At 52.8% G+C, this 26339-nt stretch carries 21 protein-coding genes; 16 read left to right on the top strand and 5 right to left on the bottom strand.

The genetic code is table 11. The features are described from left to right. The first annotated feature begins 552 nt into the window (after positions 1 to 552). The 6 genes from rho to SPICO_RS06300 all read left to right on the top strand — a co-directional run bounded on the left by rho (position 553) and on the right by SPICO_RS06300 (position 6401). Positions 553 to 2271, top strand: coding sequence for a transcription termination factor Rho (rho, locus tag SPICO_RS09850; RefSeq protein ID WP_215904643.1), 1719 nt, complete (start codon positions 553 to 555; stop codon positions 2269 to 2271). Positions 2272 to 2358: 87 nt separating this feature from the next. After that, entirely contained in the window at positions 2359 to 2562 is a 204-nt protein-coding gene (rpmE, locus tag SPICO_RS06320) for a 50S ribosomal protein L31 (protein ID WP_013739839.1), read from the top strand. A gap of 137 nt (positions 2563 to 2699) precedes the next feature. Next, entirely contained in the window at positions 2700 to 3869 is a 1170-nt protein-coding gene (locus SPICO_RS06315; RefSeq protein ID WP_013739838.1) for a galactokinase, read from the top strand. Further along, positions 3866 to 4687, top strand: a complete 822-nt coding sequence (gene surE, locus SPICO_RS06310) for a 5'/3'-nucleotidase SurE (RefSeq protein ID WP_013739837.1) — start codon at positions 3866 to 3868, stop codon at positions 4685 to 4687. Before SPICO_RS06315 ends, surE begins: the two co-directional genes overlap by 4 nt. A gap of 65 nt (positions 4688 to 4752) precedes the next feature. Beyond that, positions 4753 to 5067, top strand: a complete 315-nt coding sequence (locus SPICO_RS06305) for a CxxCxxCC domain-containing protein (protein WP_169310066.1) — start codon at positions 4753 to 4755, stop codon at positions 5065 to 5067. Positions 5068 to 5261: 194 nt separating this feature from the next. Continuing rightward, complete coding sequence (locus SPICO_RS06300) at positions 5262 to 6401, top strand: Fic family protein (RefSeq protein ID WP_013739835.1); 1140 nt, start codon at positions 5262 to 5264, stop codon at positions 6399 to 6401. Positions 6402 to 6463: 62 nt separating this feature from the next. Here the strand turns inward: SPICO_RS06300 and SPICO_RS06295 are convergent, their stop codons facing one another. Continuing rightward, positions 6464 to 8224: a nucleoside kinase gene (locus tag SPICO_RS06295; protein ID WP_013739834.1), complete on the bottom strand. Its 1761-nt coding sequence runs from the start codon at positions 8222 to 8224 to the stop codon at positions 6464 to 6466. A gap of 168 nt (positions 8225 to 8392) precedes the next feature. Between SPICO_RS06295 and SPICO_RS10290 the strand changes: the two genes are divergently transcribed. Beyond that, the gene (locus tag SPICO_RS10290) at positions 8393 to 10333 is read left to right on the top strand and encodes an aldehyde ferredoxin oxidoreductase N-terminal domain-containing protein (RefSeq protein ID WP_013739833.1); all 1941 of its coding nucleotides are present in this window, start codon (positions 8393 to 8395) and stop codon (positions 10331 to 10333) included. A 70-nt stretch (positions 10334 to 10403) separates the two neighbouring features. Here SPICO_RS10290 and SPICO_RS09845 read toward each other — a convergent pair whose 3' ends face one another. Together SPICO_RS09845 and SPICO_RS06280 are read right to left on the bottom strand one after the other, a co-directional pair. Next, positions 10404 to 12812 (bottom strand): RCC1 domain-containing protein, encoded by a 2409-nt coding sequence (locus SPICO_RS09845; protein ID WP_013739832.1) that lies wholly within the window; start codon positions 12810 to 12812, stop codon positions 10404 to 10406. A gap of 313 nt (positions 12813 to 13125) precedes the next feature. After that, entirely contained in the window at positions 13126 to 13662 is a 537-nt protein-coding gene (locus SPICO_RS06280; RefSeq protein ID WP_013739831.1) for a metallophosphoesterase family protein, read from the bottom strand. Positions 13663 to 13819: 157 nt separating this feature from the next. On the opposite strand from SPICO_RS06280, the gene SPICO_RS06275 reads away from it, so the two are divergent. Both SPICO_RS06275 and SPICO_RS06270 read left to right on the top strand, forming a co-directional pair. Next, complete coding sequence (locus tag SPICO_RS06275; RefSeq protein ID WP_013739830.1) at positions 13820 to 14749, top strand: alpha/beta hydrolase; 930 nt, start codon at positions 13820 to 13822, stop codon at positions 14747 to 14749. A gap of 6 nt (positions 14750 to 14755) precedes the next feature. Continuing rightward, the gene (locus SPICO_RS06270) at positions 14756 to 16354 is read left to right on the top strand and encodes a YihY/virulence factor BrkB family protein (protein ID WP_013739829.1); all 1599 of its coding nucleotides are present in this window, start codon (positions 14756 to 14758) and stop codon (positions 16352 to 16354) included. Between the two features lie 106 nt (positions 16355 to 16460). On the opposite strand, the gene SPICO_RS06265 is transcribed toward SPICO_RS06270, so the two are convergent. Further along, positions 16461 to 17282 (bottom strand): ZIP family metal transporter, encoded by an 822-nt coding sequence (locus tag SPICO_RS06265; protein ID WP_013739828.1) that lies wholly within the window; start codon positions 17280 to 17282, stop codon positions 16461 to 16463. Positions 17283 to 17568: 286 nt separating this feature from the next. Then, positions 17569 to 18450 carry a bifunctional methionine sulfoxide reductase B/A protein gene (locus SPICO_RS06260; protein ID WP_013739827.1) on the bottom strand — a complete coding sequence of 294 codons (882 nt, stop codon included), beginning with the start codon at positions 18448 to 18450 and terminating at the stop codon, positions 17569 to 17571. A gap of 97 nt (positions 18451 to 18547) precedes the next feature. Between SPICO_RS06260 and SPICO_RS06255 the strand changes: the two genes are divergently transcribed. The 7 genes from SPICO_RS06255 (at position 18548) to gcvPB (ending at position 26273) form a co-directional block, all read left to right on the top strand. Further along, positions 18548 to 19567 (top strand): oxidoreductase, encoded by a 1020-nt coding sequence (locus tag SPICO_RS06255; RefSeq protein ID WP_013739826.1) that lies wholly within the window; start codon positions 18548 to 18550, stop codon positions 19565 to 19567. A gap of 249 nt (positions 19568 to 19816) precedes the next feature. After that, positions 19817 to 20752 carry an AEC family transporter gene (locus SPICO_RS06250; protein WP_013739825.1) on the top strand — a complete coding sequence of 312 codons (936 nt, stop codon included), beginning with the start codon at positions 19817 to 19819 and terminating at the stop codon, positions 20750 to 20752. A 359-nt stretch (positions 20753 to 21111) separates the two neighbouring features. Continuing rightward, positions 21112 to 21504: a (deoxy)nucleoside triphosphate pyrophosphohydrolase gene (locus SPICO_RS06245; protein WP_013739824.1), complete on the top strand. Its 393-nt coding sequence runs from the start codon at positions 21112 to 21114 to the stop codon at positions 21502 to 21504. A 511-nt stretch (positions 21505 to 22015) separates the two neighbouring features. Then, positions 22016 to 23101: a glycine cleavage system aminomethyltransferase GcvT gene (gene gcvT, locus SPICO_RS06240; RefSeq protein WP_013739823.1), complete on the top strand. Its 1086-nt coding sequence runs from the start codon at positions 22016 to 22018 to the stop codon at positions 23099 to 23101. Between the two features lie 78 nt (positions 23102 to 23179). Continuing rightward, entirely contained in the window at positions 23180 to 23557 is a 378-nt protein-coding gene (gene gcvH / locus SPICO_RS06235; protein ID WP_013739822.1) for a glycine cleavage system protein GcvH, read from the top strand. Beyond that, on the top strand, positions 23557 to 24876 hold the full coding sequence (gene gcvPA, locus SPICO_RS06230; RefSeq protein ID WP_013739821.1) for an aminomethyl-transferring glycine dehydrogenase subunit GcvPA: 1320 nt from the start codon (positions 23557 to 23559) through the stop codon (positions 24874 to 24876). The genes gcvH and gcvPA overlap by 1 nt, the downstream gene beginning before the upstream one ends. Continuing rightward, a complete protein-coding gene (gene gcvPB, locus SPICO_RS06225) occupies positions 24876 to 26273 on the top strand; it encodes an aminomethyl-transferring glycine dehydrogenase subunit GcvPB (protein WP_013739820.1) in 1398 nt (465 codons plus the stop codon). The genes gcvPA and gcvPB overlap by 1 nt, the downstream gene beginning before the upstream one ends. The last annotated feature ends 66 nt before the right edge of the window (positions 26274 to 26339 follow it).

Raw genomic sequence — 26339 nt, 5'->3', positions numbered from 1 at the left:
CGCGTATAATGTTGACCGCATCTTAAAAGTCAAGGTACAGCATATTCATGGATGACCGACAGGTATGGCTTCCCCTGCCTTGTGGCACGTTGCCTCCGTCCAGTCAACATGACCATTTTTAAAACTCAAGTGGAGAATTTCATGACATCCGAGTTGTTTGATGATCCTGCGACGCAGGAATCTTCCCCTAAGCCAGTGAAAAGAGTCATCAGGAAACGTCCTGTCGTCCGTAAACCTGCCGTCAACGCAGAGAAAGACATGGTGTCCTCAGACACCGTCACGGAGGTCTCGACACCGGGAACCTCTGTTCCTGCCCCTGCCCTGAATGCCAGTGTCCATGATTCCGGAGCGGACAATCGGGACGGACGGGAAACCTATGCCCCGCATTCCCCTGTTCCTCGCAGAACCATCCGTTCACCCCGTGGCCGCCAAATCCGGAAAGTGGTGGATGATTCCCCTGTAGTCGAGGAATATGCCCGCTCTACTTCCCCCGATGAACAATATGAAGATGCTTACCAGCGGGAGAGGGAAGACGGAAAGGATGAATCACTGATGGATCTTTCCATTGATGCTTCCGAGACCATGGGCGTTTCAAACAGAGACGGAGAGACTTCCAGGACGGAAAGGCGCACGGAAAGAAACACGGAAAGGAATACGGGAGCTTTTATTCCTGCGGAAGGGAGGAACTCTGAGCAGGAAACACTTTCTCCCGTACAGGGCCGGCGTGAAGCTCGTCCGGCCTACCAGAACAGCGGACGTCCCTATGGCAACCAGCGCAATTACGTTCCCGGTCCGGGGAACTATCAGTCCGGCGGACGTCGTCAAGGGCAGGGCAAGAACCTCAATGCGCGCAACAGCAAGAACTATCGCGGACGCGGCGGCATACCGCAGGATGATTATGCGACCAATCCGGCCGAGGATAATCCGGACGCTCCCCGTATTGTAATCAACGACCTGTCCGTCAAGCCTGTCGAAGACTTGAGGGCCATGGCTGTGGCGGTAGGCATGGATCCCGCGTGGCTGGAGGATTTGAAGAAGCAGGAGATTATCCTGGAGCTGCTTAAGAACCATGCAGCGACCGGCGGCATCATTTTTGCCAACGGTACACTGGAAATACTTGCCGACGGATATGGATTCCTCCGTTCTCCGCTGAACAATTATCTCAGCGGACCTGAGGACATCTACATTTCACAGAGTCAGATTAAACTTTTCAGCCTGAAGACAGGCGACAGCATTGAAGGGCAGATTCGTTCTCCCAAGGACGGCGAGCGTTTCTTTGCCATCCTCAGGGTTGTCAAGGTCAATGATGATACGCCTCATGCGGCAAAGCTCCGCAACAGTTTTGACACCCTGACCCCCCTGTTCCCTGATGCCAAGCTCAACCTGGAGACTGAGTCAGGAGACATCTCCATGCGGATGATTAACTTGTTCTGTCCCATCGGCAAGGGTCAGCGTTCTCTTATCGTGGCACCTCCCCGTACCGGAAAAACGGTGCTGATGCAGAAAATTGCCAATGCCATCACATCCAACCATCCAGAGGTCAAGCTGATGGTTCTGCTGGTTGATGAGAGACCAGAGGAAGTGACCGACATGCGCCGCAACGTCAAAGGCGAGGTCATTGCCAGCACTTTTGATGAGCAGGCGACCCGCCATGTCGCAGTGGCCGAGATGGTGGTGGAGAAGGCCAAGCGGATGGTGGAGCATAAGAAGGACGTGGTCATCCTTCTTGATTCGATAACCCGTCTCGCCCGTGCCTATAACCAGACAGTACCGGCCAGCGGCAAGATACTTTCCGGCGGTGTAGACTCCAACGCCCTCCACAAGCCCAAGCGTTTCTTTGGCGCGGCACGCAACATTGAGCATGGCGGTAGCTTGACAATCATCGCCACCGCTTTGATAGAGACAGGCAGCCGGATGGATGAAGTCATTTTTGAAGAATTCAAGGGTACCGGCAACAATGAGATTGTGCTGGATCGCCGCATGGCCGACAGACGCCTGTTCCCTGCCATAAACATCAAGAAAAGTGGTACGCGGCGCGAGGATCTGTTGCTTACCCAAGAAGAACTTTCCCGCCTCTGGATACTGCGCAATGCAGTCAACAGCATGGAGGACTTGGAATTGACCAGTTTCCTCATTGACAAAATGAAGAAAACCAAGAACAATGAAGCGTTCTTGCGGTCGATGAACACATCGGCTACGCTTGAGCCGTCCGGCAACGGGTCCAATGGTTCCAGTTATCTGGACTCTACGTCCCGGCCTACGGTATACTAAGGTTCGTCGGGTTCGGCGTATAAGAGAGACGATTGCTTGTTGTGAAGGCGTGTCCGTAGCAACAAGTGGAGATATGGAGGCAACGAAATGAAGAAGGGCATTCACCCGAAATATGAACTGACAGAAGTGAAGTGCGCCGGTGGTTTCACCGTCAAAACCAAGAGCACCGTCCGTAACCTTGAAGTTGAAATCAGTGCTTTCAACCATCCGTTCTACACTGGTACCCAGAAGCTTCTGGACACCGCAGGACGCGTCGAGCGCTTCAACAAGCGTTACGGCATCAAGGAGTAACTTTCTCCGGAGAATTTGTCATCTATTTGTTCTGTCATGGAATATTCACCGCCGTCGCCTTGGGGCGATGGTGGTTTTTTGTTGCAAAAAGATTTTCCCTAGCCTAGAATGGCGACAGAGAACCGGGGGAGATCTTCATGGTTACGGCGCGTCAGACACATGCGAAGGAATATGATGAAAACCCGGATATCATCGTGGACGTGCCTTCTTCCTATACTTTTGTCGGGGCTTACGCGGATTATTGCAATGGTCCTGTAATCAGCGCGGCGGGTGAAAAAAGCCTCAAAGTTGCTATTTCCTTTCGGGACGATGCTGTTGTACGCCTGTACAATGCGGCTCTCAATGATAAGAAACACTTTGCCTTGGGAGCCGTGAAATATCGGAGGGAGGATAGGTGGGCAAATTTCTTCAAGGGAGTGGTCAACGAGCTTCAGAAGGATGGTCGGAGGATAGACCGCGGCCTGAATGTTTCCTTTTCCGGTGATCTGCTTGCCTACGATGGCATTGTTGGTGTCACTGCCCTTTGTCTTGGCTCCCTGATGGCTTTGGGTAGTCTCTTTCATATGAACTTTTCCCGTGAGGAATACATCCGCTATCTCTTTGGCGCATGCGCCCGTTTCAACGGCCGCTACTGTCGTATCAGTGACATCGAGACCATGTTGAACGCCGAGGAAGAGAAGCTCCTGATTTTTGATCTCCAGAGGGGAAGCTATGAGAAATATGATTTTCCTTTCAAGCAGGAAGAAGGAAATGTCTGCATCGTGGTGGAGAGCAACATCCCCCATCAGATGCTGCGTGATGAAATGAACGAGAAAAGGCGCACTGCCGAGCACGCCTTCAAGATACTCCGCTCCCGTATGTCAATCAGCACCCTGCGCGAGATGGGTGATGCCGACCTCATGGAGCAGCTGGGCTGTCTGGACAGTGAGTCCAGCCATGTTTGTTCCTACATTTTCACCGAAAGCCGCCTTGCCCGTGAAGCAGCGGCCCAGCTTGTACAAAAGGAACCCTTGCAGTATGGTAGAATCATGAACCGTATTCAGATGGGAATGCGCGACCAGATGGAGATTTCCTGTCCGGAAGTCGATTGGTTGGCAAAACGCGCTTCCGAGACTCCGGGGTGCCATGGTGCGAACATCGTGGCAAATGGCATCAACGGTACGCTCATGGTTCTGCTTACGCAGACTGGTCTGAACTCATATCTGGAACGCTTGGAGGAGTACGAGCGTATCTTCGGCTTTCATCCCGACTGGAGGATATTCGTTCCACGGGGAGGAGCGTCGGTACATTCGAAAATCAATGCATGAACATTCTACTGACAAATGACGACGGATACGGCAGCGAGGGGCTTGTCACTATGGAGCGCACCCTGAGTGCTGCCGGTCATGATGTATGGGTCTGCGCCCCAAACGGGCAACGCAGTGCTACAAGTCATTCCATGACGCTCCGCGGGGACGTGGTGGTGACCCGTTATGCCGAGCGCGGCTTCCATTGCAGCGGGACGCCTGCGGACTGCGTACTCTATGCGGTGAAGGGAGGGGTACTTCCTGTGAAGCCCGACATGGTGATCAGCGGCATCAATCATGGCTACAATCTTTCCACTGACATCCTGTACAGCGGCACGCTCGGCGCAGCGCGCGAGGCATCCCTTATGGATATCCGTGCAATTGCAATCAGCGCATGGGGCGGTAAAAAGCCGATACCTTTTGCCGAAGCAGCTTCTTTCCTTACCGCCAACCTTGAATTTTTCCTCGGTTTCTGCGATAGCACCACGCTGGTCAACATCAACGTCCCGCCTAATCCGACCGGACAATGGGATGTAGGCGGTATCGGCAGGCTGGAATATTACGCTACAATGCAGAGTGCCCGTGATGTCGTCCGTCGCATCTTTGATACGTCCGGTACTAGCTTCGGGTCATCGGCGGAGCTGACCAGTCATACTTTCGACAGTCATTCCCTTGCCGGACGTGCCCAGCCGTCCGCTTTGGCAATGGAGGGGGAATATCCTCCTGACTATGAGCTGGCCAGGGAAGGGATTATTGCGGTGACTCCCTTGCATATCTTGCCTGCCATTGATACCGCTGCTGCCCGGCGTATGCGTCGGAGCATGGCGGAAGAATCTTAGCGCTGCCCATGTCTTCATCCATGTCCTGCGCTGACCGATGGGAAAACATCTGTTCACGATGTGGCATGTGCTGTCACGAAAAGGTCATCTACGGGGATGAGCTTATCTATGATATGGATTCCGCTTGTGAGTTCCTCGATGTCCTGACCAATTTTTGTATGGTTTATCCTGCGCGTTTCAGGAAATGTCCCCGATGCCGGAAGATGACACTCTGGAAAGCCATGATGGCTGCTTGGTTACCGGAAAGCTGCGCCTATGTGCAGTGGGCGCGGCGTCACCACATCCGGCTGGCTTCCCGGTTAAGGTTGGTGATTGCCGAGGACGGATTTTGCAAGGCTGTCCTGCCGGATGAGGATGAAGGGGAGAGTGAGAACGTGTGACGCCTGACCATGATGGACAGGGGATTTGCGTTGTTATGAAGTAACATTTTACGGGAAAATCATATAATACTTTTGGGTTATGTGATGCTTGCATTTATGCAGAGAAAACATATAATAAGGCATATATACCGCAAAAATGCGGAGAATATAGCTCAAAAGTGTTATTCTCCGCATGATATGAGAAGGAATGGCAGATGATTGGCTATATCTGGGAACATCTCCGCTGGCCACATTTTACATATGACCGTGAAGCTATCATGCAGATACTTGTGAATACCAAATATGTCCAGGGGGCACTGGATAATGCCGCGAATCTTCTGAGTCATGATGCCCGCGTGAATTTTACTTCTCGCATGATTACCGCTGAAACTATGCAAAGTAGTGAAATTGAAGGCGAAAACCTGGATGTCGCTTCGGTATGGTCTTCAGTATCGCATCGTCTGGGCATCCCGGTTTCCCCACTGAAAAAGAAAGAAAATGAAGAACACATCGTTGATATAGTCTTTGATGCCTTGCATGACAAACAACCAATGACAACAGACCGTATCTTTTCATGGCATCGCAATCTCTTTACCGGAGTGCCTCGAAAGACGCAGCCTTCTCTGGTCGGGACATGGCGCATGTCGGATGTCTATATCATGAGCGGCAGGGCGATAGGTAAGGAACGCATCGGCTATGAAGGCGTTCCCCATGAACGGATTGAGACGGAGATGGCAGCTTTGATTGACTGGCTCAATTCAGAACAGCCTACCGGAGAGCGCATCATCCAGAGTGCATTGGCTCATTTATGGTTTGTGTGCATCCACCCATTCGGAGACGGGAATGGAAGAATTGCTCGTGCGTTGTCGGACTATATTCTTGCTTTGGATCATGAAGATACTGGGCATTATTACAGTATATCGGCACAAATTAATCGGGAACGTTCAGCATATTATGAAGAATTATCCAGACTGTCCGGTCAAAGTTCCAGTATTGACGTGACTTCTTGGTTGCTGTGGTACGCAGGAATGGTTGAGAGGGCAATGAAGATTGCCACGGATTCCATCACTACCACCATAAGGATCCGCCAGCTTGTCCAGGCTTTTGATTCCCAAGGATTGAACTCCCGGCAGATATCATTGCTCATCAAACGTGCCGAAGGTAGTTTCTATGGAAAACTGACGACCAGTAAATGGGCGAAGATTGCCAAATGTTCAGTTGATACTGCTGGCAGGGATATTAATTTCTTAATGGGGAAGGGACTTCTTGTCCGTTCGGCTTCCGGGGGCAGAAGTACATCCTATGAGCTTCCTGAGAATTTTGAAATCATGGTTGCCGCCATGTCTTCACCATGAACAACCACCGGAGTCCCGCTTACGCGGTCACGCCATTTCTTTCCGTTTAGGCTGCGCTTCCTTCATTCCGCATGGAACTCGCTTCCTCCTATGAACTCCCTAAGCAACGAATCTCCGGGAACAAGACTTTCCTGGATGGGATAAGCATTCTTGAGGAACGCGAGAAGCCGCCGGGCAATGGTGTAAGCCTTGCCATCCTGTGGTTTCACCGCACGGAGCAGAGGCTCGGCGAATGGAGCCAGCACCCCCAGTTCGTAGTCAAGCGCACTGTTCAACATGGCATCCGCATTGTTCTGATAGGGAAAGATATGCCTGCGTTCCCCCCTTTCCACGCTTGACCACATGCCCAAGGTAATCTTTGCATCGACATGGCGCGTCCTCTTGTCCCGTACCAGCCGCCGGAGAATCCTGTTGTCCGTCGTGCTGATTCTGTTGTGATCATCCAGGTTCAACTGCGTCAGGGCGGAGATATAAACACGGAACACCTGGTTATCCTCCAGACCTGTGCGCAAAGCGGGGTTGAGGCCATGTATTCCTTCGATGATCAGAAGTGTCGAAGCATCAACCGTGATTGCCGGCCCATCGGTGAACCGCTTGCTATCCTTGAAACTGAAACGCGGAAGGACGACGCTCTCCCCTCGGCAAAGAGCGGTGATATCATTCCTGATTCCTGCGGTGTCCAGTGCTTCCAACGCCTCATAATCCTTCTCTCCGAACTCGTCCAGCGGCACTTGGTCACGCGGGACATAGTAGTTGTCCAGCGACACCTTGACGGTTGAGTAACCAGCAACTTGGAGATGGATGCCCAGCTTTTGGGCAAAGGTCGTCTTGCCGGATGAAGAAGGCCCGGCAATGAATACTGCCCGGACTGTTCCCCTGCGGTGTATCTGGTCGGCTATTGCTGATATCTTGCTTTCCTGAAGTGTTTCAGAGAGACGGATAAAGGAACGGATGTCCCCTGTCCCGCAGACCTTGTTCAACTCGCCCAGACTGCTCACGCCTTGGATTATGCCCCGTTTCTTGTATTCGGTGAACACGGAAAAAAGCAGAGGATTGTCCCTCCAGGGAAGAAGGGTGTGGAAGTCAATGGAACGGGGGTAGCGGAGCAACATGCCGCGGCTGCCGTAAGGCTTAAGCTCCCACAACGCCATGATTGACGTATTGTACACCAGCGGCTCGTAGGCAATGTCCACATAGGAGCCGGAACGGTACAGGCTGATCAAGGGCTCGTTGCGGTATTCAAGGATGCTGCGGGTCTGCGTAAAACCCATGGCAGTGAAGTAGTCCATTGATTGCTGGTAGGAAAGATGAATGTTCTCCACACTTTCAGCAGCTTCGACAATGACCTGCATCCGCTCCGAAAGCTTTCTGATATCCATGGAGGGGACGGATTGTTCATCATCGAATGAGAAGTAGTAGCCGTCGCCAAGGGAATGTCCTATGACCAAGCGGCGTCCGGGAAAAAGCTCGTGTGCGGCTCTGCTCAGCAGGAAACAGATGCTGTGGCGGTAGACCCTCTTGCCATGTTCGCTGTAAAGACGCACAGGAGTGAGGACGCAGTTCGCCCTGAGTCGTCCGGACAAGGGAAGCAGCTCATTGTTCGCCAAGATGGCGACTATGGGATTGTCATGATATCCAGAATTTTTCAGCAGGGCGTCCAAAGCCTTGTCCTTGCGTGCAGCAAGGCGCAGGGCATCCAGTCCACTACACGCATAAGGGGCTTCCACGGCTTGTCCTTCGACCGTGACGGTGAGCAGACGACCCGTCTTCTCCAACACGGCAGCCCATACTACCTTATTCCCTGCTTCAGTTCGATGTGTCATGGCGCGGTCTCCTCTCCTTGTCTTTATCTTCCACTATACGCGGGAGAGAGCCAGGGAACAAGTGCAAGGTTTCTCCTGGCGTTCTCCTGGCGTCGGGGTGATGTTTCGAGTGATGTTTCCGGTTATACTCACGTTGACAGCTCACGGGTCAAAAGGTACAGTTTGTTCATGACCATGTCCCCCTATGAAGACTATCAGGTTGATGATACGCCATCCCTCCAGGGTAGTTCCCGGCAGGTGGTTCCTCCCCATGAACGTGAGGGACGATGCCTTGTCATTGACCTGGATTCCCGTTCATGGCGCATTGATCCCATTGCGTCTCCGTTGCTGGAAGTCTGCGCTGGAGGACGCCTGCTTGCCCTGGCGTTATACGAAAAATATGTACGGGATACCGCTACGGTCACAGCCCGCTATGAGCAGGGCAACCCCATGGTATTCGCCTGCGGAATGATTACCGGCTACGAGTACATGGACGGAGGTTTTTCTGTTGTGACCCGCTCTCCGGTGACGAGACGGATTTCAGTGGCCTACAGTGATACCGCCTTTGGCCGTTTCCTTCGCTTCTGTTCCTACGATGCACTGGTTTTATCCGGTCGCCTCCATCGTTCCTCGGTCATTGTCATTGACGAGAAGGGTGTCAGTTTCATGTACGCTGACAAGTACTATGAAGCCACGACCGCGGCCATGGATGATGCGCTGGGAGCCTGTGCCAATGTAACGGTGCTGTCTATAGGAGCGGCGGGGGAACATGGAGTTGCCTGCGCCTCTCTGGTCTGCCAGGCGCAGAGCATAGGGCGGGGGGGCCTGGGAGCGGTAATGGGGTTGAAGAATATCAAGGCTATCAGCATAAGCGCCCGACCTTCCACTGCGGAGGATGGCGTGCGGATTCCTGCCGCCGACAGAAAAGCCTTTACCGCCAATTTCCAGAGGCTGCGCCGTCGAATCCGTCTTAATCCTGTCTGCCGCGCCCTTGCCCGGTATGGTTCCGCCGTCGAAGTAACTGATTCCGTTTCCACCGGTACGGTCAGCATCAACAATTTCACCTACAGTGCCGACCCCAGGCTGAGATACTTGGGGGGACAGGAGCAGTTACGCCTTCATGGGCAGGTACGCTATACCATATTCTCCCGCCTATTACCTGATATCGCATCCCCGGCCAGCCAGAATGAACCTGGTTTCTCCGAGGCCATCATGTTAGGCTCCCATCAGGGAATTTTCGACCCTGACATTGTTCGTTCCCTTCTTGCTGTGTGTGTGGAGCAGGGGATGGATCCGGTTTCCGCCGGGGGTATGCTGGGCTGGGTGAGACACGGAATGGAGGCTGGAGCCTTTCATGATGCGCCGTTCATTTCTGCCGGAGAATCCTTCGTCGTGTTCGCTGCCCGTTTGCTCCGTGACATAGCACTGTGCAAGAACAGGGCGATTGGTTTTGCGGGAGGTATCGATGCCGCGGCACAAGCCTACGGGCACAAGGAATTTGCTTTCTCGGTACGCGGTCTTGAGCTAGGACCCTACGATATACGCTCTGCCCGTGGGCAGGCACTTGTTGACATGACGGGCTATGGCGGTTCGTTCATGGCCGGAGTAATCCAGCCTGCTCTCCAGAGGGGGAGCGTGAATAAGACTGCTGCCTGGGTGGTTCATGATGAATCAGTTCGTTACGGCTGCGAGACCATGGGACTGGATCCTTGTTTCGGCGCACAGATTTATTACTGGGGAAGGAGGGGAGCGTCGGGCAGGATTTCCGCGAGCTTGGGAACCTTCAAACTTCTTCATGCTCCTTTCTTGGGTATCCGGATGATGGCACATCGATTCATGCCCGGTTTCATCAGTTCAATCGTCGGACATGATGTCTCCTATGCCCGCGTGCTTCTTCTCGGTCGTCGGGCGCGGCGTATCCAGGAAAGGTTGGACAAACGTCTTAACGGATCCGATGACGACTGTACTGCTGCTGATTTTTCGCCGTACTTCTCCATAATACCTACCGAAAACGGATCTTGGCATGATGTGCTGTCCATCCGTCCATTGAGGGATGCATACCGACGTATGCGCCATGTCTACGATGCTGTGGACACCATTGATGGAGAACGGGAGCCGGACGCTTTCTGAGTGACTAATAAAAAGCCTCCCGAAGGAGGCTGATAAACGATGGATGTCCTAACATTTTCTCATGTTTCGGTCAGAGAATTATCTGCACGGGAGTAGTTCTGTCGGTCGTAGTGCCGTCACCCAGTTGACCATAATGGTTAAATCCAGTCGCCCAGAGTGTGCCGTCATTCTTCAGGATCATCGTGTGGCCGTCTCCGCCAGAGACGGCCTTGACATCAGTCATGAACCCGACCCCTCCAGCACCCTTGACCTGCACGGGAGTAGTTCTGTCGGTCGTAGTGCCGTCACCCAGTTGACCAGCCCAGTTGTCTCCAGTCGCCCAGAGCGTGCCGTCCTTCTTCACAATCATCGTATAGTAGTATCCGGCAGAGACAGCCTTGACATCAGTCATGAATCCGACCCCTTCAGCCTCCATGACCTGTACGGGAGTCTTTCTGGGGGCCCTAGTGTTGTCACCCAGTTGTCCGTCCGCGTTCTCTCCTACTCCCCAGAGTGTATTGTTTTTCTTCAGGATCATCGTAAAAGAATATCCGGCAGAGACGGCCTCGACATCAGTCCCCATGGACGTGGCCTGCACAGGAATGCTTCTGTTGATCGTAGTGACATCGCCCAGTTGACCCCAATAGTTGAATCCTGTCCCCCAGAGCGTGCCGTCCTTCTTCAGAATCATCGTGTGTTCGTCTCCGATGGATACGGCCGCGACATCAGTCATTTTCACCTGACCATCGGGAGAATCCCAAACTTCTACGGGTGTGCTTTTGAAGTCCGGATCGCCGCCTGAAGTACCATCGCCCAGTTGGCCATAACTATTCCAGCCTATTGCCCAGAGTGTATTGTTTTTCTTCAGGATCATCGTGTGATAGCCTCCGACAAAGACATCTGCGACATCAGTGCCCATGGACGGAACTTTCTCGAGCGTACTTCTGTCGGTCGCAGAGCCGCTGTCACCTAAACCTAGTTGTCCGTCCTCATTGGATCCAGTCGCCCAGAGACTCCCATCCTCATCCACGATCATCGTGTGATAGCCTCCGGCGGAGATAGACGCGATAACAGGGAGAGAACCCTCGGATGTGGATGTGACTTGTTCGGGTGTGCTTCTGTTGGTTAGAATGCCGCTGTAACCCAAGCCCAGTTGACCATAATAGTTGCTTCCAGTCGCCCAGAGAGTCCCGTCCTCCTTCAGTATCATCGTATGGCTGTATCCGGTGAAGACTGATTTAATCTTCACCAACCACCGTGCATACAGAGTCACATCCTGGTCAAGAATCTCTAATGTGTCACCAGCGGCATACTGGGTTCCAGTGCCAGCAGGATCAGTATTCCATCCATAGAAGTAATGGATGTTTTTCTCCAGGTCTCCGGGACCCGGCAGTGTGATTTGACTTCCTTCATGAGCGAGTATCTGTCCCGGTGCATTTCCGTTCGTGGCATCGTTGTCATCAAAAGTGAGCCGGTATGCCTTGACGGCTCCCCAGTTCCCGCCGTCACTTTCATCCCAATCCCCAATCTCAATCTCAATGGCGGCAACGGCGACTTCTTCATCAGACGTATTGAGCGTCATGTTGTAGACATGCTGCTTGCCTTTGTCAAAGTGAATCTTGCCTTGATCAGAGGTCGCTACGGAATCCGCTGCCCATGTGTATGTACCAGCGCCAGCACCACCGCTCAGGGTAAACTCCAGGCTCACGTTAGCCAGAGCAAAAGTGTTGTCCACAGGTATCAGCACAGCCTCGAACCTGCGCTTTCCCTCGGTTCTTTCCGTAGCCGTAAGGGTGTCGGAAATGTCCTTCATGAGAATAGATGCGCTCGTATCCGTCGTGCCCAAGGTTCCGTCATTCAGGTTGATTGCGCTCTGCGTGTTCAAGCCTTTGACCGTAGCAGTAAATCCACCGGTGGCATCATTGATAGCCGTAGCATCAACGGTCGTGCTGGGAGAGATGTTGACAATCAGGCGGGAGAGCATATGGTCAAGCTTCAGATGCACCGTTGAGGTATTGTTCTGTACATTGTCGGTGCGTCCCCACAGGAAGTCAGCCTTTCCGGTATCCTGTTCCCCGGAACCTGGATAGACATTTATGGGTAGGGCGGTGGTATTGGCGATGGAAGACACGTAAGGATAATAGGCGATGAAGTCAAAGTGTGTGATGGCAGGGGTGGAGATGTCATCCCACTTCAAGGTGTCACCAACGGTAGCAGGAGTGAAGCCGGAAGTCTGGAAGGCTGTGTCAGCCGTGTAGAGTTTGTTTGCACGTTCTGAGGCGGCAGTAGCTGTCAGGGCATCATGAGCTACCATGTAGATGCCGACTTCATCATCGGCTTGCCATTCGGAGTCTGCCGTGGCCTTGCGGCCTATCTCGGAAGTGAAACGTACTTCGTTTGTATTTGAAACATTCAGTTTGCTGTCGCATGAAATAAGGGCGGCAAGTAGTATCAGAATGGTTGTAAGAACCACAAAACCTGGTCTGCTAGATTTGCTCATACGCAGTTCTCTCAGATTTCGTCGTTCTCTCTCTCTCTCTCTCTCTCTCTCATAGTGTCTTTTCCTTTCTTCATGAAGAAGATGATGACATGCCAGCTTACGCATATGGTAGTAATTAATAAAGTAGTATAAACGTGGTGATGGCAGAAAGCTATTACCCAAAGGTATTATTTTGCATGAAAAGCATATAATACTTTCGGGTTATTTGGTGATTTTGGATGTTAATATTTGTTTATGATTAATTTTCAAGCGTATATGATGCAAGAAATCAAAAAAGACAGTAGCAGAGCTGGCATGTGCTGCTCATGGCCAGTCACGGCCAAGGAATACTGGCTATGGGCTTTCCCGTTTCCAGCACGTATATCGTGATGCCGTCCCCGTCCGCCAGCGCATATGAAGGGTCACTTTTCCCCCTGCCGCGGGATGCCGAACCAGGATTAAGATGCAACCATCCCTGCGGCTCTTTCACCAAGAGGGGTACATGGGTGTGGCCGGTGACAAAGAGGTCTCCCGGCTTCAAGGTTGTTCCGGTCATCTCCGGCGAGGTGAATGCATCGCCATGGGTCAGAAGTATGGTGCGTCCGTCCCAGTCATAAATCCTGAAACGGGGAGGATAACGCAGCAGGTAGCCGTCGTATTCCCATGAGCCGTCGCAGTTCCCCCTGACCATGACCAGAGGGATGGGAGGCGAGGCCAGAGCTGTGGCAAAGGTTGCGCTGGCTCCTGGACATTGATCCCCGGCCATCAGGATGGCGGCGCATCCTGTCCGGACGGCGACATCATACAGAGTCTTCAATGAATCGGCATTTCCATGAAGGTCGGAAGCTATCAGGAGGCGTGTCATGGACATACAGTAGCACAGCTCTGCCTTTCTTGGCAAAAACTGTCAAAACTGATTATTCGCTTCTTGCCAGATGCGCATATTATGTCTAATATGATATTAGACTTATATAAATACTTACAGAACCTATGGGCATAGTTTCTTTTAACATAGGATGGGAATAGATATGGAAGTACGGTACATGAATACCAGTGACGGTTTCAGGCTGGCCTGTCGCATCTGGGAACCACGATCCCGCAGAAATCCTGTGGGTTTGCTCCATATCCTGCACGGTATGGCGGAACATAGTGCCCGGTATGAGGACTTTGCTTCCTTCATGACCTCACAGGGTTTCATTGTCTGTGCCCATGACCATCGCGGGCATGGGCTGAGTGTTGACCGCCCTGAGAACCGGGGATGGTTTTCTGACAACGACGGGTGGTTCCGGGTCGCCGAGGATGCCTGGGAGATCAGCTATGCGGTTTCCTCGGACTATCCTGATGTACCGGTGTTCCTTTTCGGACACAGCATGGGTTCGTTCCTTGCCCGTACCGCCATGGTGAAGCATCCTTCTTTCTACAGCGGCATCATCATCTGTGGCACAGCTCCCGGACAGGGCATTGCCGGTCGTCTTGGACTGGCACTTGCCCGTGGTGAAGTGCGGCGGTATGGCAGCCATCATGTCTCCAAAAGGCTGGATAAGCTGTCCTTCGGCGGTTATAACCGAAGATTCGCTCCTGCCCGCACGGCTTTTGACTGGCTGAGCCGTGACATCCATGCGGTGGATGAGTATGTGGCAGACGATAATTGCGGGTTTGTCTGCACATCTGGCTTCTTCGCGGATTTGCTCACGGGAATCGCCTATGTGAACGACAGACATGTGACCGCGCAGGTTCCCCGTGACCTTCCGTTGCTTATCATCAGCGGGGACAAGGATCCTGTGGGGAAATTTGGCAGAGGTGTCCGCGCCGTCTACGGGATGTATCATGACGCGAATGTTTCCGATGTGACGCTCAAGCTGTTCCCCGGCGGGCGTCATGAGATTCTTAACGAGATTGACAAGGAAGATGTGTACGCTTATGTCTTGGATTGGCTTCGACGTCGTGTCGAGGTGTGATGCGTAATGAGCAACCGGCCTGCACGGATTCTTTCATGGATTAAGAACCTGCCTCCATTCCGGGAAGCCAAGGACGACAAGCATGGCATGCCGGTCGGCGAGGTTGCACCCTCGCCGGAAGTTCCCCAGGTCCCTGCCGCCGTTCAAAAGGCGGCAGGGGAACCTGTTTCCCCTGACAAGCCTTCCCGGATACGGTCGGGAACCCTCAGCACGGAAACCACGCCCTTGGGAGTGATTACCCGCTATCAGGAAGATACAGGAGGAAAGGACGCAAAGGACGGTGGGACGCACGGTATTCCCTCCAATACCCGGACACAGGATTCAGCGCACGCTTCATTTTCAGACTTCATGGGGAAAGTGCTTTACCTCCTTCAGACGATGGGTAAGTTCCTTGCCTCCGTGTGGTACCGGATAAACAGGGACCAAGTCGCCATCATGGCAAGCGGCATGGTCTATTCGTCCTTGATGGCAGTGGTTCCCTTAGTCACGGTCATTCTGATGTTCCTTGCGCCCATGGGAGCGATACAGCCCTTCATCACATTTCTCAATGACCTGACAGTGGAGTTTTTCGGTCCTGAAGCAGGAGCGCAGCTTCTTGGTTTGCTCACGACTTTCACCGGGAACGCCACCAGTTTGGGAATCTTCGGCATCATTTCATTCCTGTTCACATCCATCTTGCTGGTGAACAAGGTATGGACTATCATCAACCAGATATACCATGTCGCCCTCAACCGTAATCCTATCCGCCGTTTTACCAATTCCATCAGTTTCCTGATCATCGGCATTCTTCTGTTAGGTCTTTACATCAGCATCCAACCTATCATGACTCCGATCATTGCCTCGATGAACGGGGGTTCAGTGGCAGGCTTCCAATTTTTCTCCAAGGATTTCCTCCAGTGGGTAATCATGTTCGTCATATTCTTCCTTGTCATCTTCACTGTTCCCAACACCAAGGTGAGGCTTTCCAGCGCGGCTCTGGGCGCCGGCATCGGGGCGGTTCTTTTCTCTTTGACCAAGGACGGCATGACGTGGATGATGGGGACAGCCGTCACGTATTCGGTGATTTATGGTTCCATCGCATCAATATTCTTCTTCCTTCTCTGGATGTACCTGATGTGGGTCATCATCTTGAGTGCCGTGGAAATCTCCTACGTGCATCAGTTTCATCCTGACGGGAAGCGTGTTGGTCTGACTAATTCTCCTTCCGTCCAGATTGCCGAGGCGCTTGATGTGCTGATGCTGATTGGCAGCAACTATAGGGAAGGCAAGGGTTCTTCCTCATCGCGCGAGCTGGGTGATCTCCTGATTATTCCTGACCGACGGCTGTTTTCTTACATTGAACTCCTCACGTCCCTCCACTACATAGTCGCTACAAACAACAACCGTACCATGTTCATGCCTGCGCGTCCTCTGGACAGCATGAAGGTGCGTGAGGTAGTCGAGGCTGTCTATGGCCTTGCCGCGGGTGAGAAAAAGAGATTACGGGAAAGCGGGAAGACAGAGGAATCTGACACGGCTGGCGAGGCAATCAGCCGCGAGTTGCTTCAGGGCGGCGTATCCCGCTTGGGGAACTATACTATCGACAATCTGCTTGACCGCCTGTAAATCCCGCCTCACTACCTGTTTTCAAGATGCCAGTCTGTCAATCTTGCGGCTTCTCTATCTTAGTTTTCTGGCGTAATTTTCCGGCGTGGTTTTCTGGCGCTGTGTCTCACGCCAGCGCGACATCGAGAATCATCATCACCGTGAAGCCGATCATCGCTCCCGCAGTGACAAAGTGCGCCTTGCTGTATTCCTTGGGATCCCTGATTTGCGCTTCGGGTATGAGTTCTTCAATGACGACGAATATCATGGCTCCGGCGGCAAATGCCAGCGCGTAGGGGAGTATCGAGCGCATTTGGGTAACCAAAAAGGCTCCCAGGACGGCGGAAATCGGCTCAACTATGCCGGAAGCCTGTCCGTACATGAAACAGCGGAAGCGGCTCAAGCCTTCCCGTCTCAAAGGGATGGACACTGCGGCTCCCTCCGGAAAGTTCTGGATGCCGATTCCTATGGCCACCGAGAGAGCCGCTGCAATGGTGGCCGTATCATGCCCATTCGCGACTGCTCCAAACGCCACCCCTACGGCCAGACCTTCCGGGATATTGTGCAGGGTAATGGAAAGTACCAGGAGGATGCTCCGGCGCAGATGGCTGGGCAATCCCTCAACGGCGTTCTTGTCAGCGGAAAAGTGCTGGTGGGGCAGCAGCTTGTCAGCTCCCCAAAGAAAGATTCCGCCGAGCATGAAGCCAATGCCTACCACCAGCCATGCCGGGAGGGAGCTTGTATCCGGAGCCATTTCCAGGGCAGGGTTGAGCAGGGACCAGAAGCTGGCGGCAATCATGACACCGGAGGCAAATCCCAACATGGTGTTGAGCATGGATTTCTTGATATCTTTGAAGAAAAATACCAACGCGGCGCCCAGGGCCGTCATGCCCCAGGTGAAAAGAGTCGCCAGGAAAGCAAGGAATATGGGTGAATCCATCAAGCGCATCGCAAATCTCCTCTGTGTATGCCTGTCATACGCGGGTCACGCATTCTTAATATTATGAAGAATATCTTTTTTGTCTTTTCCTGGCAATGCTCATGTACGACGATTCAGAACGAAGCCACTGACTACATTGTTCCACGGGAATGCTTTTTTAATTCCACATGATAGCGTTCACCATCGCTCCGCCAGACAAAAGGACAGACAAAAGGACAGACTAAAGGACAGACTAAAGGACAGACTAAAGGACAGACAAGAGGTCAGATAAAGACATACGACCTGGACGGGATGGTCAGAACCGCTTCACATGGGCATGGCAGTATGGCCGGGAACCTGTGCGCTCATAATAGTCCTGATGGTAGTCCTCAGCCTCCCAGAACGGCGCGGCAGGCAGGAGCCGGGTGGCTATGTCGTAGCCTTTTTCCTCCAACTCCCGTATTGCTTCCAAGGCAATGTCATATTCATGACGGTTCCGGTAAAAGACAGCTGACTCATACTGCTCGCCAATGTCCGGTCCCTGCCCGTCTGTCTGGGTAGGATCATGTATCTCGAAGAACCAGTGGATCAGATCTTTGTAGGAAAGACGGTCAATGTCATAGGTGACGCGGACGGTTTCAAGGTGTCCGGTCAAACCACGGCAGACATCCTCATAGGAGGGGTTTTCCACATAGCCTCCGGAATATCCGCTCGTCACGTCGGTGACTCCTTCCAGTCGGCTGAAAAGATCTTCTACTCCCCAGAAGCATCCACCGGCGAAGAATGCCCTCCCCAGAGGTGGAGATGCCGCGAAATGGAGGGAGAGGGAATTCACGCAATGGCGCACGTCCCTCGATGTGAAACCTTCGCCACTAAAGACATGGCCGAGATGTCCGCCGCAGGTGGCGCAGCGGATTTCAATTCTCTGTCCATCACGGTCAGGAATCCTTTCCACTGCATGGGGGATTTCAGCGTCAAAGGATGGCCAGCCGCAGCCGGAGTCGAATTTATCCGATGACCGATAGAGCGGAGAATGGCAACGGTTGCAGAAGTAGGTTCCTTCCCGGCTGAAATGTTCATACTCACCGGTTCCAGGCAGTTCGGTTCCGCCCTGTTCCATCACCTTTTGCGCAGGCAGGGGGATTTTTTCATACAGGTCAGGCGAAAGGGGAAGAAAGGGAAGGGGTTGGTAAGCCATGGAAGTCCTCCGTGATTCCGTGTATCATGAAAACATAGGAACGATGCGCTCCTCACACGTAAAGATATACCCATATGCATCGTCACGGAGGAAAAAAATGATGAAATTGTTTGAATCTTTTGAAATAAAGGGCATGAAGCTGAAAAATCGGATTGTCATGCCGCCCATGTGTACCACCCAAGCGCATGCCCATGATGGCATAGCGACCGTCTTTCACCAAGCTCATTACGCCGCACGCGCCATAGGCGGAACCGGGCTGATTATTGTGGAAGCGACTGGAATCAGTCCTGAGGGACGAATCATGGATGCCGACCTTGGTCTGTGGAACGATGCGCAGCGTGATGCTTTGGTTTCGGTAGTAGAAGCCGTCCATCATGAAGGTGGTAAAATAGCCATCCAGATTAATCATGCCGGGCGCAAGTGCGCCGTTACCGATGGCGTGTCCTCGATTTACGGCCCCGGTACAGTCGCTTTCAGTTCCGAATATCGGAAGCCTCAAGCACTGACGGAGAAGCAAATCGAGGGTGTCCTTGCCGACTTCCAGGCAGCCGCCCGTCGTGCTGATGAGGCGGGTTTCGACGCAATCGAGCTTCATGCCGCTCATGGCTATCTTATCAACCAGTTCATCAGCCCTACGGTCAACACACGTACAGATGCCTATGGGGAACCGAGTTTGTTCCTGTCCCGTGTCATTGACGCCGTGCGTCTCGTCTGGCCAGCGGACAAGGCTCTTTGGGTTCGTGTCAGCGCCGACAGTCCCCAGGACTACGGTATGGGACATATCATTTCTGTGTTGGAGAAGGTAAAGGACAAGATTAACGCGGTGAATGTTTCCAGCGGTGGGGTCATTCCCGTGCCTCCTGCTGTATTTCCCGGCTATCAGGTTCCCTTGGCACGCGCGGTGAAGGACGCTCTTGGTCTTCCTGTCATGGTGGTCGGCATCTTGGATGCTCCGGATTTGGCCGAGTATGTCCTCCAGAACGGAGACGCCGATCTGGTCTGCATCGGGCGGGCTTTGTTGCGCAATCCCAACTGGCCGCTTGAGGCGGCGCTCGGTCATCACAAGGCGCTTTTTGAATCCATCCCGGATTATCTGAGGAGAGGTTTTCATCTTTAGGTGCCGGAAGTTTCCGCGGATTATCTCACTATAGTGTTGTATTACAGACGTTACAGGTGTATTACAGGCTCTCTGGTACTTGACCAGAGATTCAGGAATATTTACGCTGGCGTCTGGCGTGTTGCCCCGGAAAATATTCCTTCGGGTGTCTTTTTATATGCGTCTCTCTGTATTCCAGAAAAAACAATGTCTTTATCCATGATGCATCATGGTCTGAAGCATGCTCGTGTCCGATGGGAGGGTGGGGGTATGGAACTTGATTCAACGGTGATTTTCGGTCTTCTGGCCAAGATGGTAATTCTGATAGCCCTTGGCATGGTCGCCTGTCGTTTCCGCGTCATCAGTCAGGAAGGGCAGCAGACAATCTCACGGTTGTTGCTCTCCATCATCCTGCCTCTTGGCGTGCTGGCCGCTGGCAACAGCACGTTCAATCCCAAGTACAGCAATAATCTTCTGCTCACCGCGCTCATCGTGTTTGCCTATTACATTGTGGCGATTGGCTTGTCCCTCCTGATGGGCAGGCTGTTCAATCCCCCAGGGAAGAAGAAGGGGGTGTTCGTTGCGATGAATGTCTTTGCGAATACCAGTTTCATGGGATATGCCATCGCTTCCACTTTATTTGGTCACGAGGGCATGTTGTTCGCCATCGTGTACAATCTGCTCTACAATCTTTTCATGTTCACCTTCGGGGTGATGAGCATAGAGGGGAATGGAGCCAGCACAATTGATTGGCGTAAGCTTGTCACTAATCCTTTGACAATATCCTCGGTTATCTCCCTGCTCATCTTCATCTCTCCTTTCCGGTTTCCTGCCATGGTTACCGATTCTTTCTCTCTGGTCGGTTCCATGTCAATGCCGCTGTCCATGATTCTGATAGGGTGCTGGCTGTCTGATATCCCGGCGAAAGCTCTGGTCAGGGATGGTCTTTCTTATGTGATATCCCTCATGCGGTTGGTTTGCTTTCCGCTGATTATGATCTTTGTCGCTCGTCACTTTGCCATTTCCCCTGTTGTCGTGGGGACGTGTGTGGTGATTACGTCTCTGCCGGCGGGTTCCTTGAATGTCATCTTTGCGCAGAAATTTGGAAGTGCCCCTGACTTTGCCGTAGCAACCATGGCTCAGGGGACGGTATTCAGTGTCTTCACTTTGCCCCTGGTCATTTCACTTCTCAATCATTTCTTTTGAGGATTCCATTTTACAAAATTTTTATCTGTATATGTTGGCGAAAGAAAGTATCATGCTTATATTTGAATTGTAAGCCTTATCATTTTCTTTTGTGCGTAAGAGAATAATGGACTTTGGGGCAGAGGCCCTGCGATTGTGTGGCACTTGCAATGGAATAATCTTCCGTGGGGTTCCTGCCCCCTTTTATATTCTCTCCAACCTTCCTTGCTTCTTCTATTCTCTGGATTCAATAGTGGTTCAGTTTAATTTTCTTGAATAGTTCCTGCTGGTGATTAGCCGGTGATTGGGCGTGAAACGTACCATACAATGATTTCTTCCGCCAGTCTTTTGTGGTAAGCTACCGCGCATAAGGAACAGCCATGAAACATGTGGAAGTCGTCGCCGCAGTCATCATCCGGGATGGGAAAGTCTTCGCCGCACAGAGGAAGGATGCGGGGGAGATGGCCTGTAGATGGGAGTTTCCCGGAGGGAAGGTGGAAGATGGGGAAAGCTCTGAAGAAGCTCTTGTCCGTGAAATCCGCGAGGAGCTTGATTCAGTCATTTCGGTTGACCGGTACATCATGACGGTTGAGCATGCGTACCATTCTTTCAGCCTGACCATGCATGCTTATCTCTGTACTTTGGTGGAGGGGGAATTATCTCTTGAAGAACATCTTGCTTTCCGCTGGCTGGACAAGGACAGTCTTTTTTCCGTGGCATGGGCAGATGCCGATGTCCCGATAGCACAGGCGATCAAGGACAGGGTAGTATGATACGACATGCTTTGCAGTTGCGGAAACTAAAATAACTCAAGAAAGTTCGATCCAGAAGTTTCAGGTTGGTTTGAGAGTCCAGATATTTGTTTGGACTCTTGTTTTGCGACTAGTGATGCACATAGGATGAACAGTTAACAACTATTCAAATAATGGCTTCACTATCGTCAAAAAATATGGTTGCCAGCTCGTTCCCCCCGGTTTGCGTTCAGTTCCCGCATACGCACGCACCGCCCGCGCCTACCACCTGTACACATCGCCCGCACAGGCTCGTACACCTATCAAAACTTGACATCCCTATGGTTTCCTGCTAGCATCCTCCTGGCCGGTACAGTGTTGAACCATGGCGTTCTTCGTTCATGTCCTGAAGAATCCGTGTACAGTTTTGTTCAGAGTTCATAGCGTGTGACAATGCTCTTGGATGTCCTTGGATGAAAGAAGCCATTGCTACTTCTGGCACGTGTTTGCATGCTTTGTTTCGTACCGGTTCTTTTTGCATGAGGAGCTGATAATGGAGCTGAAGACGCCGCTATATGCATGGCATGAAGCCCACGGAGGACGCATGGTGTCCTTTGGTGGGTATGTCCTTCCCGTCCAGTACCAGGACGGAGTCATTGCTGAACACAAGGCCGTCCGCGCCCATGCCGGACTCTTTGATATCTCCCATATGGCAGAGATGACCCTGGAAGGACCTGATGCCCTTGAAAACATCCAGCGCATCTTCACCAATGATTTCAGGAACATGAAAAAAGGCCGCGTCCGCTACACCCTGATGTGCAATGAAAAGGGAGGTATCCTCGACGACCTGGTGGTCTGCAAGATGGACGAGGACAGGTACTTCATGGTACTCAATGCCTCGAACCGAGCCAAGGACGCAGCGTGGATACAGGAGCATCTGGAGGGAGACGTCAGATTCACCGACATATCCGACTCAACGGCTCTCATCGCCCTCCAGGGTCCAGCGGCTCCCGCCATTCTTGCCCGCCTTGCCGAGCCTGCTGTCATACCGGAGAAATATTATACCTTGGTCGAGGATGGCCGGGTGGGGGACATTTCCTGCATCATCTCCCGTACTGGCTATACCGGGGAACTTGGTTATGAATTTTTCTGCGCCCCAGCTGATGCGCAGAGGCTTTGGGAGCTTCTGCTGGCGACCGGAGCCCCTGACGGATTGGTTCCCTGCGGGCTGGCTGCCCGTGATACCCTGCGCCTTGAAGCCGCCATGCCTCTCTACGGACATGAAATGGATGAAGATACCACGCCTTTCCAGGCAGGACTGCATTTTGCCGTCAAGATGGACAAAGGGGATTTCATAGGTCGGAACGCGCTTGATGGCATGGAAGCCCCTGATGTCGTCCGGGTAGGATTGGAGGTGACCAGCCGGGGCATTGTCCGTGAACATGAAGATATCTACCTGGGAGAGAAAAAGATTGGCCACACGACCAGCGGGACAATGTGTCCGGGGATCGGCAAGGCTGTCGCTATGGCGTATGTTGAGAAAGAAGCGAGCGCAGAGGGAACGGAGCTTGAAGCAGATGTGCGCGGACGGAGAATTGGCGTGAAAGTCATTGCACTGCCTTTTTATAAAAGAACCTGACGAGAAACTTCCTTGACCGGCCCCGCGGGGTCGCGGATATTGAGAACAGTGCGGTTCGTCCGCATGAGGAGAAAGACCATGAAACTGCCCACAGACCTGAAGTATGCGAAATCCCATGAATGGATCAAGATCCTTTCTGATGGCGTCTATGAAATCGGCATCACAGATTTTGCGCAGAAAGAACTTGGAGACATTGTTTTCGTTGCCTTGCCGGAGGTTGGTGATGATATAGAGGCTGGTCAGGACTTCGGAACCGTGGAGTCTGTGAAGACATCAAGTGATGTATACTGTCCGGTCACTGGTACTGTGGAAGAAATCAACGACATCCTTGCAGACACCCCGGAAGCAATCAACCAGGATCCTTATGGTACGTGGTTCATCCGCGTCCGTGGCACCCTTGATGAGAAAGGGCTGCTCGATGCCAAGGAATATGATGCTGTGACAGGAGTGAAATAATGGGTTCTTATATTCCTTCGACCAATGCTGAGCGCCGCATCATGCTTGAGGCTTTGGGCATGTCGTCTGTAGATGAACTGTTCGCTGTCCTGCCGGAAAAGACCCGCGCCGGGGAGCTGGCCATTCCATCGGGCATGGGGGAGATGGAGCTGCATGACAAGGTGACGGTAATGGCCGGGAAGAACAAGGTATTCCCCACCATCTTCCGCGGCGCTGGCGCGTATCGCCACTATATCCCCGCCGCCGTGACACGTATCACATCCAATGAAACCTTCCTTACGGCGTATACCCCTTATCAGGCGGAAATCAGCCAAGGTATCTTGCAGTCCATCTTTGAGTACCAGACAATGATTTGCGAGCTGACCGGAATGGATGCGTCCAATGCGTCCCTCTATGACGGAGCCAGTGCCGCCGCTGAAGCGGTCGCCATGTGCCGCGAACGCAAGAAGCATGGTATCTATGTCTCCGCCACTACCAATCCGCGTATCACGGAAACCATCAGAACCTACTGCTTCGGTTCTGGGGCTCCTCTGACCATCATTCCTGAAAAGGACGGGCGTACCGACAAAGAGGCTCTTTCTGCCATGCTGGAAAAAGATCCCCAAGCTGCTTGTGTCTATGTCCAGCAACCTAACTACTACGGACTTCTGGAGGATGGGGAAGCAATAGCGGCAATCGTACATAGCTACGGAGCCAAGCTTGTCGCCGGCGTCAATCCCATTTCCCTGGGTGTTTATGAAGCTCCCGGTGTCTGGGGCGCGGATATTGCGGCGGGTGAAGGTCAGCCTCTGGGTCTTCCCCTTGGTTTCGGCGGTCCCTATCTGGGTTTCCTCACATGCAAGGCTCCTCTTATGCGCAGTCTGCCCGGACGCATCGTGGGGGAGACAACGGACAGCCGCGGCCAGAGGGCTTTTGTGCTGACCCTCCAGGCGCGTGAGCAACATATCCGCAGGGAGAAGGCTTCAAGCAATGTCTGCACCAACCAAGCGCTGTGCGCTTTGACCGCCGCCGTTTACATGAGCGTCATGGGGCCCGCTGGTCTGGAAGACGTGGCGAGCCAGTGCCATGCCAAGGCACGGTACGCGGCTGCCCGGATATCCGCCATCCCTGGCTTTGCCCTGAAACATTCCGGCGAGTTCTTCCATGAGTTCGTCACCGCGTGTCCTGATACGGAAAAAACATTGGCTGTCCTTGAGTCTCATGGCATCTTGGGCGGGCTTCCCCTGGAAGACGGCTCATTGCTCTGGTGCGTGACCGAGATGATAGGCAAAGACGATATAGACAGGCTTGTCGATATCTTGAAAGGGGAGGTGCTGTGATGGACTTGCTGTTTGAGAAAAGCCATGTCGGACGCCGTTGTTCCATCCTTGCATCGTGCGATGTCCCGTCTGTGGAGATCCCTTCCTCTTATGCGCGGAAAAACCCGCCCCGTCTGCCTCAGATGAGCGAGAACGACATTAGCCGACATTACAGCGCGCTTGCCCGGCGTTCCTTCGGGGTGAACGATGGTTTCTATCCCTTGGGTTCCTGTACAATGAAATATAATCCCAAGATTGCCGAAGTCCTTGCTGGTCTTCCCGGCTTTACGGACATCCATCCCCTCCAACCGAATCATACGGTTGAAGGTGCGCATGAAGTACTGGACACTGCACGTTCTTACTTGTGTGAGATTACGGGAATGGAGGACATGACCTTCCAGCCGTCCGCTGGCAGCCAGGGCGAGTTCACCGGCTTGCTTCTGATCAAGGCATACCACAAGAGGCAGGGCGATGACGGACGAACCAAGATCATTGTGCCGGACTCCGCCCATGGAACCAATCCGGCGAGCGCTGCCATGGCGGGTTTCTCCGTGGTGAACCTGCCGTCCGCTCCGGATGGATGCGTGGACGTTGAAGCATTGAAGGCCGCCGTAGGCCCTGATACCGCTGGGTTGATGTTGACCAATCCCAATACGCTGGGAATCTTCGACCCGAACATTCTTGAAATCACCCGTATTGTCCATGAGGCAGGCGGATTGAACTATTATGATGGAGCAAACCTCAATGCGGTGGTCGGCATGGCGCGTCCCGGTGACATGGGCTTCGATGTGATTCACCTGAACCTCCACAAAACTTTTGCTACGCCCCATGGCGGCGGTGGACCGGGAAGCGGCGCAGTGGGTTGCAAAGCGCTCCTGTCGTCCTTCCTTCCAGAAACGGGTAGGGAAAGCATAGGTCGTATTCATGCTTTCCATGGTAATTTCGGCGTGGTAGTGAAGGCATTGTCCTATATCATGACTTTAGGCAGGGAAGGCATTCCGGAGGTCGCCCGTGGCGCAGTGCTTAATGCGAACTACATGAAGAAAAAGCTCGCAGGTACGTATACGATGAGCCATCCTGGACTGTGCATGCATGAGTTTGTCATGACTCTCCAACCAGAGAAGGAGAAGTATGGTGTCACGGCGATGGACATTGCCAAGAGCTTGCAGGATCGGGGCATCCATCCTCCAACAATGTATTTTCCCCTGATAGTCCATGAGGCACTGATGGTGGAGCCGGTTGAGACTGAATCTTTGGAAACGCTTGACAAGGCCATTGCGGATTTGCTTGAGATTCACGAGCTGGCCAAAACTGATCCTGATGCTCTCCATGCCGCGCCGACCAGCACGTCTGTGGGAAGGCCGGATGATGTCCAGGCCGCGCGTCATCCGGTGGTACGGTACGCATTCGGAGAGTAGAGGCGTCTCAGAGGAATGCCATCACCCGCAGTGATGGCATTCCATTCCCTCAGCACATGTAGTAAG

It is taken from the genome of Parasphaerochaeta coccoides DSM 17374, from assembly GCF_000208385.1.
GTDB lineage: Bacteria > Spirochaetota > Spirochaetia > Sphaerochaetales > Sphaerochaetaceae > Parasphaerochaeta > Parasphaerochaeta coccoides.
This window is presented reverse-complemented; position numbering and strand designations above follow the sequence as displayed.